This is a genomic window from Aggregatibacter sp., assembly GCF_057314075.1.
The window spans coordinates 84,972-99,213 of the sequence record NZ_DBHLAR010000008.1 but is presented as its reverse complement, the minus strand read 5'-3'; the positions used below and the strand labels follow the sequence as shown (position 1 = coordinate 99,213).

The window sequence follows — 14,242 nt, the reverse complement described above, 5'->3', positions numbered from 1 at the left end:
TGCGGTCATAAAAAACGTTGTTTTTCTTGACCGCACTTTGGTTTCTTAAATTATTTTTTAATAAAAAAAGCCATCTTCCTTTAGATGGCTTTTTCTTTGCATCTGAGTTAACGTCTAAACATTCCGCCTAATCCGCCGAGCCCACCGCCCATTAAGCCTTGCATGCCGCGCATCATTTTTGCCATGCCGCCTTTACGCATTTTCTTCATCATGCGTTGCATTTCGTCAAATTGTTTGAGCAGCTTGTTTACATCTTGCACCTGCGTGCCGGAACCAAGGGCAATGCGACGGCGGCGAGAACCTTTGATGATGTCCGGATTCGCGCGTTCTTTTAAGGTCATGGAATTGATGATGGCTTCCAGTTTGTTGAACATTTTGTCATCCACCTGATTTTTTACATGCTCCGGTAGATTTTTTGCGCCCGGTAATTTTTCCAACATGGACATCATACCGCCCATTTTTTTCATTTCGCGTAATTGTTCGCGGAAATCTTCTAAGGTGAAATCGTCGCCTTTTTTGAATTTTTGCGCCATTTTTTCCGCTTTTTCACGGTCAACGGAACGCTCTAAATCTTCAATTAAGGAAAGTACATCACCCATGCCGAGAATACGCGACGCCACACGATCCGGATGGAAAGGTTCTAATGCATCGGTTTTTTCACCCACCCCGAGGAATTTAATCGGCTTGCCGGTAATTTGACGAATCGATAGTGCTGCACCACCGCGCGCATCGCCGTCCACTTTGGTGAGGATGACACCGGTAAGCGGCAAAGCTTCATTAAAGGCTTTTGCTGTATTTGCCGCATCTTGACCGGTCATGGCATCCACGGTGAAGAGTGTTTCAATGGGATTTAACGCTGCGTGAACCTGCTTGATTTCATCCATCATTTCACTATCCACGTGCAAACGACCGGCGGTATCCACGATCAGCACATCGTAGAATTTTAATTTGGCGTCTGCCAAGGCGGCTTTCGCAATATCTACCGGCTTTTGTTTCACATCTGACGGGAAGAAATCCACATTCACCCCCTGTGCGAGGGTTTCTAATTGTTTGATCGCCGCCGGACGATAGACGTCGGCAGAAACAACAAGCACTTTTTTCTTATGGCGTTCACTCAGAAATTTGGCCAGTTTACCCACGCTGGTGGTTTTCCCCGCCCCTTGCAGACCCGCCATTAAAATCACGGCAGGCGGTTGGGTAGCCAGATTTAAACTTTCGTTGGCTTCACCCATTGCCGCTTCTAATTCGGCTTGGACGATTTTGACGAATTCTTGTCCCGGGGTGAGGCTTTTATTGACTTCCACCCCGATGGCACGTTCTTTTACATTGTTAATAAAATCGCGCACAACCGGCAATGCCACATCGGCTTCTAACAATGCCATTCGCACTTCGCGCAAAGTTTCTTTAATGTTATCTTCGGTTAAACGACCTCGACCGCTGATATTGCGTAAGGTTTTGGAAAGACGATCAGATAAATTCTCAAACATAATATTTCCTGTGGTTAAATCGGAAAGGTATCATCGGTAAAATGCTGTTCATTATACTGAAATTCCGCGCATTTTCACGTCAAATAAAGTCGTGGCGATTTTAGCTTGATCTCGTTAGAATAAAACGCCAACAAAACAAAGGAAGCATCATTATGTGGTTTGCGGTTTTATCAATTCTTTTTTACCTCATTAGTGTATTACGCATTGCCCCGATTTTATTAACCTCGCAAGTGGCGGGCGCGGATGTAAAACGTCAAAAAACACCGTTTTTTTTGACCGCACTTTTGGCGGTGGTTTTTCACCTGATTAGCACTTTCCCCCTATTGGGAGACTTGGCGGAGGGGCAGAATTTCAGCATTATGGAAGTGGCTTCGTTGATGAGCGTTATGATCGCTATACTCGCCACGATCGCCATGTTGCGCGTCAATACCATGTGGTTTGTGTTACCGATTGTTTATTGTTTCTCCATTATTAACTTGATTTATGCGACTTTTCTGCCAAGCCACATTATTCAATTATTGAACCAAAATACATCGATGCTTTTTCACATCGGCTTGTCGATTTTTGCCTATGCCGTGTGCTGTATTGCGACCCTGTATGCGATTCAGTTGGTCTGGATTGATCGTCGTTTGAAAAGCAAGAAAATGACTTTTTCGCCGATGGTACCGCCGCTTATGACAGTAGAACGGCATTTTTTCCGTTTATTGGTCAGTGGTGAAGTGTTGATGACGCTCACGCTGATTTCCGGTACCTTTCATTTGGTTAACGCCATGACGCCGGATAATCTTCACAAAGGCGTGTTTTCCTTGTTCGGGTGGTTAGTCTTTGGCATTGCGATTTTAGGGTATCAGCGCTACCGTTGGCGTGGAAAAAAGATGATTATTTACACAATTTCAGGTATGATTTTGCTTACGGTTGCTTATTTCGGTAGTCGTCTGATTGTGTAATATCAGTAAATGAGAAAAAAGTGCGGTGAGTTTTTCCCGCCTTTTTTATTTTTAAATTAATGCAAGGATTTCGCTTTGGACAGTATTCCCCTTAGTACGTTATTTATCATTTTAATTGCCTGTTTAGTCCTTTCTGCCTATTTTTCCGGCTCTGAAACAGGTTTACTTTCTCTCAATAAATACCGCCTGCGTTTTTTAGCGGAGCAGGGCAATAAAGGCGCAAAAAAAGCCGAGACACTGCTGGCTAAACCGGACAAACTGCTCAGTTTTATTCTTATCTTTAATAATCTTGTGAATATCAGCGCCTCTGCCATTGCCACGATGATTGGCATGCGCTTGTATGGCGACGCCGGTGTGGCGATTGCAACCGGTTTGTTGACATTTGTTATGTTAATTTTCTCTGAAATTTTCCCGAAAACCGTGGCAGCCATGCATCCGGAAAAAGTGGGCTTAGCCTCTAGCCATTTATTAATGCCGCTCCTTAACATTTTTGCACCTTTAGTTTGGGTGATGAATGTGTTTACCAAGCTTTTAATGCGCTTGGTGGGGTTAAAACCGGATTTGAAAAAACAAGTGATTAGCCGCGAAGAATTGCGCAGCATCGTTTCAGAAGCGGGAGAGGCGACACCGGATGAGCAACATCCGCAAATGTTGCTGTCTATTTTAGATATGGAAACGGTTACCGTGGATGACATCATGGTGCCGCGCAATGAAATCGGCGGCATTGATATTGATGATGACTGGAAATCTATCATGCGCCAGCTCAATCATGCGGCGCATAACCGTGTGGTGTTGTATAAAGGCAGTATGGACGAAAACGTGCTCGGTATTTTGCGCGTACGAGAAGCGTTCCGTTTGTTGCTGGAAAAAAATGAATTTACTAAAGAAACCTTGATTCGTGCTGCCGATGAAGTGTATTTCATTCCTGAAGGCACGGCTTTAAAGACACAATTAGCTAATTTCCGTAATAAAAAAGAGCGTATCGGCTTGGTTGTGGATGAATATGGCGATATTAAAGGTTTGGTGACGTTGGAAGACATTTTGGAAGAAATTGTGGGCGATTTCACCACCTCTAACACGCCGACCATTGATGAAGAAGTGATGCCACAATCTGATGGTTCGATGATTATTGAAGGTTCTGCCAATTTGCGTGATTTAAATAAAATGTTTAATTGGAATTTGGATACCGAAGATGCGCGTACATTTAACGGTTTGATTTTGGAGCATTTGGAAGAAATTCCTGAAGAAGGCACCGTCTGTGAAGTGAATGGATTGAGAGTCACTATTTTGGAAGTGAGTGACAACATGATTAAACAAGCTAAAGTGGTTAAGCTCTAAAATCTGACTTAAATCAAATTAAAGCGATGAAGATGCCTCATCGCTTTTTTATTGCTAAATTTTAATTTACAAACGATGGAAGATTCTTATAATTAATGCGATTCATTATCACTTGTAAGGGAGTGTGATTTAGCTCCTTCTTTTTATCTTTCAAGCACCTCGTCTAAGGGAAAACAAATGCCACAAATTTTTGAATTTTTAAACAATTATAGTGATTATATCATTATCGGTTTACTTTTATTTATGAGTGTCTTAATGCTCACGATGGTAATTGAACGCTTCATCTTCTTATCTCGTGTTAAAGTCACCCAATATTCCACAATTCACGCTCTTGAAATCGATTTAAATCGCAATCTTACTGTAATTTCCACTATTGGTGCTAATGCGCCTTATGTGGGATTATTGGGAACGGTAATTGGGATTCTTTTAACGTTTTACCAAATTGGTCAATCCGGTGGTGATGTGAATGCCGGCGAAATCATGATGCACTTATCTTTAGCGTTAAAAGCGACCGCACTTGGGATTCTTGTGGCAATTCCTTCCATGATTTTCTATAACGCCTTAGGTCGTAAAGTAGAAGTTAACCGTTTGAAATGGAAAGTATTGCATTCTCAAAAGCATAAAGAAGATACCGAAGCATAAGGAATCACCGTGAAAAAGTTTGATGAAATCAACATTATTCCGTTCATTGATATTATGTTGGTGTTGCTTGCCATCGTATTGATTACGGCGTCTTTCATTTCTCAAGGGAAAATCCAAGTGAATGTGCCGAAAGCCAGTTCTTCTGTGGCATTTAAATCCAGTGAGTTGGCGAAATTATTGACGGTGACTGCTGAGGGGGAAGTGTTCTTTAACGACAAACCGACCAGCTTAGAATCACTAGAAACAGAAATTGCCGCGTGGGATAAATCGCAAAAAGTAACACTGAAAATTGATGCGGGCGCTACTTTCCAAGATTTCGTGTCAGTAACTGATTTATTGGCAAAAAATGAGATTAAAGATGTTGCGATTGTGGCAACTAAAGGCGGCGAAAAATCAAAATCGACAGATGCTCCGTCGGCAACACCTGCCGCTCCCCAAACGGGCAATGCAGAAACAAAATCGGCAGCGCAGTAGGAGAGTCTGAATGCAGAATGCCAAACGTTCGCTGTTAAGTTTCCTGTTGTCTGTTGTTATTCATGCCATTATTGTCTTTACGTTGTTTTGGAGCCATTTAACGAAAACAGATACAACGGCAAATAGCGCAACCGGCGAAATTTCTACCAGTATTTCTATGGAAATGCTCATGGCGATGGTGGAAGCCGATACGCCACCGGTGGTGGAAAAAGCACCGGAGCCGGAAAAACAGGAGATGGTGGAAGACCCGACATTAAAACCTGAACCACCTAAGGTTGAGAAACCAAAAGAACCTGAAAAGCCGAAAGAGAAACCAAAAGAAAAACCGAAAGAAAAGCCAAAAGAGAAGCCAAAGGATAAACCGAAACCAAAAACAGATGCTGTGGTAGGTGATCGAACTGTTGAATCCAATGCAGCTGTGAACTCTAAGGCAACCACTACTGGTCCGGCAAATACAACTAATCCGAATTTGGTTGGTAATGGTGTGAGCGGTAGTGAGAGAGAGGCTTATTTGTCAGCCGTTCGACGTGAAATTGAAAAACATAAACGTTATCCGGCACGTGCACAAATGATGCGTAAACAAGGCATTGTCACCGTATCCTTCTCGATTGCAGCCGATGGCAGTATTAGCGGTGCTAGTGTAGTGAAAAGCTCCGGTGTTGACGATTTGGATGGCGCAGCATTAAAAGCCGTAGCAAGTGCTCGTTCTATCGGCCCTCGTCCTGCAGGTGTTTCCTCCAGTATTACAGTGCCGATCAGTTTCAATCTGAGATAATTTCTTTCTTACAAAATAAAAGTGCGGTCAAAAAAATAAATAAATTTTTGACCGCACTTTTTATTGCCTATTAACGCAGAAAATTAGCTATGTTTGCTTTTCTGATATAGTGTCATTGCTTCCGGCATGAGGCGTAATAAGTTTTCTTGGCGATCTTTGTCAGTTGGGTGGGTGGAACTGAGTTTATCCAACATACTTTGCGAACCTTTAGAGGCTTTTTGCATTTTGTCCCATAATCCCGGTGCTGCTTGTGGGTTGTAACCGGATTTCGCCATTAATAATAAACCGACTTCATCCGCTTCTGTTTCAGCACTACGAGAATACGGTTTATCTAACGCCCAGTCTTTGGTTAAGCCAACGACAACAGCACTTCCGTCAGAACCGATCTGAGTGGATAACGCAACGTGTGCAACGCCAGCAAGTACGTCAGTGAATTGCCCCATATTGGCTTTCTTTTTACCATGCTCTTTTAAGGCGTGAGCCATTTCATGCCCCATCACTGTCGCGATTTCATCATCCGTGAGGTTCAAGCTTTCTACTAAACCGGTATAAAACGCCATTTTACCGCCCGGCATTGCCCAAGCATTCAGTTCTTTGGATTTAATCACTTCGATTTGCCAGTTAAACGGCTGACCGGTGTGGTTTTCCGCATTGGCATAAGGCACCATTTTGTTGAAAATTTTGTGCACTCGTTGAGCGGTGCGGGATTGGGTGTCTAATTGCCCCTTCGCTTTTGCTTCGGAGATCATTTGACGATAGCCCATTGCCGCTTGTTGGTTGATTGAAGCAGAATCGGCACAAGCACTTAAAATACTGATGATGGAGACGAATGCTAATGTTTTACCAAATTTGAACATAGATTTTCCCTCGTGGATTTGTGTATAAAAAAGACCGCACTTTTTAAAGATGCGGCCTGTTTTTTTGGTAATTTTTGATTATTTTTTTGCACGCTCAAATGAATCAAGGATTTCTTTACGCGCTGCGTCAACGCCTTCCCATCCTTCTACTTTCACCCATTTACCTGCTTCTAACGCTTTGTAGCTTTCGAAGAAGTGTTTGATTTGTGCTTTTAATAATTCCGGTAAATCGCCCACGTCTTTGATGTGGTCGTATTCTTTGCTTAATTTCGTGTGCGGTACCGCAACCACTTTCGCATCGCCACCGGCTTCATCGGTCATTTTCAACACGCCTACCGGACGGCAACGAATAACGGAGCCAGGTTGTAATGGATACGGTGTTGGCACTAACACGTCAACCGGGTCGCCGTCAGAAGATAAGGTGTTGTTCACATAACCGTAGTTTGCCGGATAGAACATGGCGGTTGCCATGAAACGGTCTACAAATAATGTGCCGGTTTCTTTGTCTACTTCATATTTGATTGGATCAGAGTTTGCAGGGATTTCAATAACAACATAGATGTCATCTGGTAATTCTTTACCTGCTGGTACGCTTTCTAAGCCCATTTGTTATTCCTTCTTGTGAGTTAAATAAACGTCGCAATTATAGCGGTAATCGGCTTCATTTGTCGAGTTGAGGGAAAATGACATGATAAAATCCGGTTGTTTTTTATTATTGTACTATTATAATAGTCCAAAATTTTTGAGAGAGGATTTTATAATGACAACACAAAAACGCCCTTCCTTACTTGGTGGCGCGATGATTATCGCCGGCACGGCAATCGGCGCCGGTATGCTTGCTAACCCAACTTCTACTGCCGGTGTTTGGTTTTTCGGTTCAATTGCGATTCTGATTTACACCTGGTTTTGTATGACCACCTCGGGCTTAATGATTTTAGAAGCCAATTTACATTATCCGACCGGCGCCAGTTTCGATACGATCGTAACGGATTTATTAGGCAAAGGCTGGAACGTCATTAATGGCTTATCCGTCGCCTTTGTACTTTACATTCTTACTTATGCTTACATCACTTCCGGCGGCAGCATTACGGAAAGTTTCCTGAATCAATTAGGTGAAAACGTGGAAGTGGGACGTAGTGCAGGCTCGTTGATTTTCTGTTTTGTGTTGGCGGCGTTTGTCTGGTTTTCCACCAAAGCGGTTGACCGTTTTAGTACAGTGTTAATCGCCGGGATGATCATTTCTTTCTTCCTTTCTACCTCCGGTTTGTTGAGCTCGGTGAAAGCCGATGTATTGCTTAACACTGTGGCACAGGGCGAACAGCACTATTTACCTTATATTTTGACCGCACTTCCGGTGTGTTTGGTGTCATTTGGTTTCCACGGCAACGTCCCGAGTTTGGTGAAATACTATGATCGTGACGGCAACCGCGTGATGAAATCCATTTTCCTTGGTACCGGTTTGGCGTTGATTATTTATATTTTGTGGCAGCTTGCCGTTCAAGGTAACTTACCGCGTGCCGAATTTGCACCGGTGATTGCCAAAGGCGGGGACGTGGCGGCCTTATTAGAAGCCTTGAATAAATACATCCAAACGGATTACATCGGTATTATTTTGAATTTCTTTGCCTACATGGCCATCGCCAGTTCTTTCCTTGGTGTCACCTTAGGCTTATTCGATTACATCGCTGACTTGTGTAAATTTGACGACAGCCGTTTGGGACGCACGAAAACGACGTTAGTCACTTTCCTGCCGCCGTTATTGTTGAGCTTACAATTCCCGTTCGGTTTCGTTATTGCCATCGGTTATGCGGGGCTAGCTGCTACGATTTGGGCAGCCATCGTGCCAGCGTTGTTGGCAAAAGCCAGCCGCAAAAAATTCCCGAATGCGACCTATCGCGTACACGGCGGCAACTTCATGGTGTATTTTGTGATTTTGTTCGGACTATTGAATATCTTCGCACAAGTGGCATTGCAGCTTGGTTGGATTGCTGATTTCAAAGGATAATATGCAAGACAAGCAAAGCGTGTATGACAAGGACGGTTTTTTTGAGCTGTACCAGAAACTGCGCAGTAACCCGAACAGCTTAAATGAAATCGTTGAAAAGCCCACCATGTTGGGCTTAGTCGGCGGCGTGTCAGGCAAGCGTATTTTAGATTTAGGCTGTGGTTGCGGAGAACATCTCAAGCTCTATTTAGAACGGGGTGCTGCATTTGTTGTCGGCATCGATTTATCTCAAGCCATGTTGCAGCAGGCAGCAAAAAATCTCGCAGAATTTCGCCCGCACTTTTTACTGGAGCAAGCCTCCATGGAACGTTTAGATCAGTTAAATGAGGGCAGTTTTGATTTAATCACCAGTTCCTTTGCTTTTCATTATGTACAGGATTTTCCTGCCTTATTAGCAAAAATTCATGCCAAACTGAAACCAAACGGACAATTGGTTTTTTCTCAAGAGCATCCCATTGTGACCTGCTATCAAGGCGGCGAACGTTGGGAAAAAGACGCGCAAAAACAACAAATCGCCTATCGTCTGAATTTCTATCGGGATGAAGGCGAACGCCAGCGCAACTGGTTTAAACAACCTTTCACTACCTATCATCGCACCACGGCGACCATCATCAACAACCTGATTTCCGCCGGTTTTCACATTGAGCAAATGGCGGAGCCGATGCTTGCAGACCAACCGCAATGGCAGGATGAATTTAAAGATTTACAACATCGCCCAGTGTTGTTGTTTGTTAAGGCGAGAAAAAACACATAAAGTGCGGTCGGTTTTTGACGTGTTTTTGAGAAAAGAAGGCGGACAAGTTGTCCGCCTTTTAGCGCAGAAAATATCTGCTTTCCGAGTGATAAAAAGTTAACGCAAGAATGCCGGAATTTTACTTTCGTATTCTGCGATTTTGTCTTCGTGTTGAAGGGTTAAACCGATATTATCCAAGCCGTTTAACAAACAATGACGGCGGAATTCATCCAGTTCAAAGGTATACACTTTGTCGCCTACGGTCACGGTCATGGCTTCCAAATCTACATGGATTTGTTTGCCTTCGTTCGCCCACACCCATTGGAAGATTTCTTCTACTTCCTCTTCGCTTAAACGAATCGGTAACATATGGTTGTTCAAACTGTTGTTATAGAAAATATCCGCAAAACTCGGTGCGATCATCACTTTGAAGCCGTAATCGGCTAATGCCCAAGGGGCGTGTTCACGCGAAGAACCACAGCCGAGGTTTTTACGCGCTAATAAAATAGTCGCGCCTTGATATTGTGGGTAATTCAGCACAAATTCCGGATTTGGCTTGATGCCTTCTACATCCAAATAACGCCATTCATGGAATAAGTGTTTGCCGAAACCTACGCGGGTAATGGCTTGTAAAAATTGTTTTGGAATAATCGCATCCGTATCCACGTTTGCCGCATCCAATGGCACTACTAAGCCTGAAAGTTGTTTGAATCCTACCATTTTCTGCTCCTTAGTTTAATGTGACGTCTCGAATATCAACGAATTTACCGAACATCGCTGCTGCGGCTGCCATGGCTGGACTCACCAAGTGGGTGCGTCCGTTACGGCCTTGACGACCTTCAAAGTTACGGTTTGAAGTGGAAGCACAACGTTCCCATTCGCCCAAGCGGTCATCGTTCATCCCTAAACACATGGAACAGCCCGGGTTACGCCATTCTGCGCCCGCTTCGATAAAGATTTTATCCAAGCCTTCTTTTTCCGCTTGTTCTTTCACTAAACCGGAACCCGGGACCACTAAAATTCGTTTTACGTTATCGGCTTTTTTACGGCCTTTCATCACGGCAGCTGCGGCACGTAAATCTTCGATACGGGCATTGGTGCAAGAGCCAATAAACACTTGATCCACCGGAATCTCTTTTAAATCAGTATTCGGTTCTAAACCGATATAATTCAAGGCTTTTTCAGCCGAAGCGCGAGTTACCGGATCCGTCATTTCTGCTGGATTTGGTACTCGTTGATCGATGCCGATTACTTGTCCCGGATTGGTGCCCCAAGTGACTTGTGGTGCGATATCTTTAGCTTCTAACGTGATGACCGTGTCAAATTTCGCATCCTCATCGGATTTTAAGGTTTTCCAATAAGCAACGGCATCATCCCAATCTTTACCTTTCGGCGCGTGTGGACGGCCTTTTAAATAGTCGAAAGTCGTTTCATCCGGTGCGATTAAACCGGCTTTTGCGCCCATTTCAATTGCCATGTTGCATACTGTCATTCTGCCTTCCATGGAAAGGTCGCGAATGGCCTCGCCACAAAATTCCACCACATGGCCTGTGCCGCCTGCCATAGTGGTTTTACCGATAATGGCTAGAATAATGTCTTTTGCGGTAATGCCCGGCGCCACTTTGCCGCGCACTTCAATTTTCATGCTTTTCGCACGGGCTTGTTTTAAGGTTTGTGTCGCTAACACGTGTTCTACTTCGGAGGTGCCGATACCAAATGCCAAGGCACCGAATGCACCGTGGGTAGCGGTATGAGAGTCACCACAAACAATCGTCATGCCTGGCAAAGTTAAGCCTTGTTCCGGTCCCATCACATGCACGATACCTTGTTCTTTCGTGGCCATGTCGAATAATTGAATACCGGTCGCTTTCGTGTTTTTTGCAAGCTCCAATACTTGAATTTTTGCTTGGCCTTCAAGCTTGTTCACATCGCGTACTTGGGTAGAAATACTGTGATCCATGGTGCCGAAAGTTTTACTTACTTGACGTACTTGACGGCCTGCCACACGTAGACCATCAAAGGCTTGTGGACTAGTCACTTCATGGATTAAATGACGGTTAATATACAAAATCGGCGTTTCGCCTTCCGCTTCGTACACCACATGGGCGTCGAATAATTTTTCGTAAAGAGTTTTTGCCATAATGTTTCTCAATTCGTTAGAGGCTTTTGTTAGAGTAGTAAGTGCGGTCAAATTTCAAGGTATTTTTGAACCGCACTTTCATTGTTTTTGATTAGATTGCATTAGCGATTAACGTACCCATTTCTGCCGTTGAAACAGGGACAGAGTCATCGGCTAAATCGCCGGTACGGTGACCGTTTGCTAAGACTTTTTGTACCGCATTTTCAATAGCATCTGCTGCTTCGTTTAAGTTGAAGCTGTAACGCAACATCATTGCCGCAGAAAGAATTTGTGCGATTGGGTTGGCAATGCCTTTGCCGGCAATATCCGGGGCAGAACCACCAGCCGGTTCGTATAAGCCGAAACCTTCTTCGTTTAAGCTGGCGGATGGCAACATGCCCATGGAACCGGTAATCATTGCCGCTTCATCAGAAATAATATCACCGAAAATGTTAGAGCAGAGTAGCACATCGAAAGACTCTGGCGCTTTGATGAGCTGCATGGTCGCGTTGTCGATATAAATGTGATCTAGGGTGACTTCAGGGTAGTCTTTTGCCACTTCGGTCACGGTTTCACGCCATAAGATTGACGCTTGTAATACGTTGGCTTTATCCACGGAGGTGACATGTTTATGGCGTTTCATAGCCGCATCAAAAGCCGCACGTGCAATGCGTTCGATTTCATATTTGTAATAGACTTCCGTATCGAATGCTTTGCTTTGTGCACCTTCGCCTTCGCGACCTTTTGGTTGACCGAAATAAATCCCGCCCGTTAATTCACGCACAACCACCATATCAAACCCTTTTGCTGCAATATCTGCACGTAATGGACAGAATTTTTCGAGTCCTTTATAAAGGGTAGCAGGACGAAGATTGCAGAATAATTTGAAGTGTTTACGCAATGGCAATAACGCACCACGTTCCGGTTGTTGATCCGGCGGTAAATTTGTCCATTTAGGGCCACCCACAGAACCAAACAAAATCGCATCGGCCTCTTCACAACCTTTTAAGGTTTCTGCCGGTAACGGACAACCGCAGTGATCAATCGCGGTACCACCTACATAAAATTCATTGAAGTTGAGTTTGAAACCGAATTTTTCTTGGACTTTGTTTAATACTTTAATGGCTTCCGCCATGACTTCCGGACCGATACCGTCTCCCGGTAGAACAGCGATGTTGTATGATTGCATATTGTTTTCCTATTTCTTTCACACTAAAGTGCGGTTAATTTTCTCCCCTCTTTGCTAAAGAGGGGAACTCGATAGATTAATGATTTTTGTGATTCTTAATATCCGCCACCTTATGCGCACGATAAATGGCATTAATCGCATGCACTAACGCCAACGCAGAAGATTCAACGATATCTGTCGCTAAACCCACACCATGGAATTTACGGCCTTCGTGTTCAACTACGATATCCACCTGACCTAACGCTTCAGCACCTTCACCTTTGGCAGTTAAGTTATAGTGAGACATCTTGATCTCTAAGCCGGTTAAATTCAAAATCGCATTGTAAACCGCATCCACCGGGCCGTTACCGCCGATTGACGAAGTACTTAATTTCTCACCGTCTAACTGTAATTGAACAAAGGCAGTTGCCGGGTATTCTTTGGTGGAATGCGCAGAAAGTTTATCTAACACTAAACGATCTTCATCCCCTTGTTGCATATCAATGAACGCTAAGGCTTCCAAGTCGTAATCGAATACTTGGCCTTTTTTATCCGCCAATTTCAAGAAAGATTCATACAATTTATCCAAGTCGTAATCTTGCTCGGTGTAGCCCATGTCGGTCATGTGGCCTTTCACCGCGGCACGGCCGGAACGCGCGGTTAGGTTCAATTTCTCTTTCTTCAAGCCGATAGTTTCCGGAGACATGATTTCGTAGGTGTTTTTGTTTTTCAACATACCGTCTTGGTGGATACCGGACGAATGCGCAAAGGCATTTGACCCGACAATGGCTTTGTTCGGTTGAATCGGCATATTGCAAAGCTGACTCACCATTTGGCTGACGCGATGAATTTCTTGCGTGTTGATGCGTGTATCCACACCCATAAATTCTTGGCGAACTTTCATTGCCATCACCACTTCTTCCAAGGCGGTGTTGCCTGCGCGCTCGCCGATGCCGTTGATAGTACATTCAATTTGACGTGCACCGTTTTGTACTGCTGTTAAAGAGTTGGCGGTCGCCATGCCTAAGTCATTGTGACAGTGCACGGAAATAATGGCTTTGTCGATGTTTGGCACGCGGTTGCGCACTTGCGCGATGATGTTGCCGTATTCGTTAGGTAAGCAGAAACCGACGGTATCCGGAATGTTGACTGTTGTCGCACCGGCGTTGATTGCTGCTTCCACAATGCGACAAATATTGTCGATACCTGTGCGTCCGGCATCTTCGCAGGAAAATTCTACGTCATCGGTGTAGTTACGTGCACGTTTCACTGCCGCCACCGCCATTTCCACCACATCGTCAAAGGTGCGTTTTAATTTGGCTTCCACGTGCAAAGCCGAGCTGGCAATAAAGGTGTGAATACGGAAAGCTTCCGCCACTTTTAAGGCTTCATACGCCGCATCGATGTCTTTTTCTACCGCACGGGAAAGTGCCGCAACGCGACTATTTTTGATGTGACGTGCGATGGTTTGTACAGATTCAAAATCGCCTTGAGAAGAAACCGGAAAGCCTACTTCCATGACATCCACGCCTAGACGCTCAAGTGCTAAAGCAATCTGTAATTTTTCTTTAACGGTTAAGCTTGCTTTTAACGCTTGCTCGCCATCACGCAAGGTGGTATCAAAAATAATAACGCGATCTGTCATAACATTTTCCTTCTTTCAATCACTCAAAGTGCGGTCATTTTTTACGGTATTT

Annotated in this window: 14 protein-coding genes; 7 read left to right on the top strand and 7 right to left on the bottom strand. The window is 44.2% G+C overall.

Going from position 1 to position 14,242, the window contains the following annotated elements:
* Positions 1-107: 107 nt before the first annotated feature.
* Entirely contained in the window at positions 108-1,487 is a 1,380-nt protein-coding gene (ffh, locus tag ACO5E4_RS05960; RefSeq protein ID WP_485862402.1) for a signal recognition particle protein, read from the bottom strand.
* 152 nt (positions 1,488-1,639) lie between these two features.
* Between ffh and ACO5E4_RS05955 the strand changes: the two genes are divergently transcribed.
* The 5 genes from ACO5E4_RS05955 (at position 1,640) to ACO5E4_RS05935 (ending at position 5,663) form a co-directional block, all read left to right on the top strand.
* Positions 1,640-2,434, top strand: coding sequence for a cytochrome C assembly family protein (locus ACO5E4_RS05955; RefSeq protein WP_485862401.1), 795 nt, complete (start codon positions 1,640-1,642; stop codon positions 2,432-2,434).
* 75 nt (positions 2,435-2,509) lie between these two features.
* A complete protein-coding gene (locus tag ACO5E4_RS05950) occupies positions 2,510-3,772 on the top strand; it encodes an HlyC/CorC family transporter (protein WP_454906120.1) in 1,263 nt (420 codons plus the stop codon).
* Positions 3,773-3,949: 177 nt separating this feature from the next.
* On the top strand, positions 3,950-4,414 hold the full coding sequence (gene exbB / locus ACO5E4_RS05945; RefSeq protein WP_454906122.1) for a TonB-system energizer ExbB: 465 nt from the start codon (positions 3,950-3,952) through the stop codon (positions 4,412-4,414).
* A gap of 9 nt (positions 4,415-4,423) precedes the next feature.
* A complete protein-coding gene (gene exbD / locus ACO5E4_RS05940) occupies positions 4,424-4,888 on the top strand; it encodes a TonB system transport protein ExbD (protein ID WP_109432654.1) in 465 nt (154 codons plus the stop codon).
* 10 nt (positions 4,889-4,898) lie between these two features.
* Positions 4,899-5,663 carry an energy transducer TonB gene (locus tag ACO5E4_RS05935; RefSeq protein ID WP_485862400.1) on the top strand — a complete coding sequence of 255 codons (765 nt, stop codon included), beginning with the start codon at positions 4,899-4,901 and terminating at the stop codon, positions 5,661-5,663.
* A gap of 83 nt (positions 5,664-5,746) precedes the next feature.
* Here the strand turns inward: ACO5E4_RS05935 and ACO5E4_RS05930 are convergent, their stop codons facing one another.
* Positions 5,747-6,520: a M48 family metallopeptidase gene (locus ACO5E4_RS05930; RefSeq protein ID WP_485862399.1), complete on the bottom strand. Its 774-nt coding sequence runs from the start codon at positions 6,518-6,520 to the stop codon at positions 5,747-5,749.
* A gap of 78 nt (positions 6,521-6,598) precedes the next feature.
* Positions 6,599-7,126 (bottom strand): inorganic diphosphatase, encoded by a 528-nt coding sequence (ppa, locus tag ACO5E4_RS05925; protein WP_006716839.1) that lies wholly within the window; start codon positions 7,124-7,126, stop codon positions 6,599-6,601.
* A 154-nt stretch (positions 7,127-7,280) separates the two neighbouring features.
* Between ppa and mtr the strand changes: the two genes are divergently transcribed.
* Together mtr and ACO5E4_RS05915 are read left to right on the top strand one after the other, a co-directional pair.
* Positions 7,281-8,525, top strand: a complete 1,245-nt coding sequence (gene mtr / locus ACO5E4_RS05920; protein ID WP_485862398.1) for a tryptophan permease — start codon at positions 7,281-7,283, stop codon at positions 8,523-8,525.
* Position 8,526: 1 nt separating this feature from the next.
* Positions 8,527-9,279 carry a class I SAM-dependent methyltransferase gene (locus tag ACO5E4_RS05915; RefSeq protein WP_485862397.1) on the top strand — a complete coding sequence of 251 codons (753 nt, stop codon included), beginning with the start codon at positions 8,527-8,529 and terminating at the stop codon, positions 9,277-9,279.
* A gap of 96 nt (positions 9,280-9,375) precedes the next feature.
* Here the strand turns inward: ACO5E4_RS05915 and leuD are convergent, their stop codons facing one another.
* From leuD to leuA, 4 genes are all read right to left on the bottom strand, one after another.
* Positions 9,376-9,978: a 3-isopropylmalate dehydratase small subunit gene (leuD, locus tag ACO5E4_RS05910; RefSeq protein WP_485862396.1), complete on the bottom strand. Its 603-nt coding sequence runs from the start codon at positions 9,976-9,978 to the stop codon at positions 9,376-9,378.
* 10 nt (positions 9,979-9,988) lie between these two features.
* Entirely contained in the window at positions 9,989-11,398 is a 1,410-nt protein-coding gene (leuC, locus tag ACO5E4_RS05905) for a 3-isopropylmalate dehydratase large subunit (RefSeq protein WP_485862395.1), read from the bottom strand.
* A 91-nt stretch (positions 11,399-11,489) separates the two neighbouring features.
* Positions 11,490-12,566 (bottom strand): 3-isopropylmalate dehydrogenase, encoded by a 1,077-nt coding sequence (gene leuB / locus ACO5E4_RS05900; protein ID WP_485862394.1) that lies wholly within the window; start codon positions 12,564-12,566, stop codon positions 11,490-11,492.
* Positions 12,567-12,642: 76 nt separating this feature from the next.
* Positions 12,643-14,190, bottom strand: a complete 1,548-nt coding sequence (gene leuA / locus ACO5E4_RS05895) for a 2-isopropylmalate synthase (protein WP_485862393.1) — start codon at positions 14,188-14,190, stop codon at positions 12,643-12,645.
* Between the last annotated feature and the right edge of the window lie 52 nt (positions 14,191-14,242).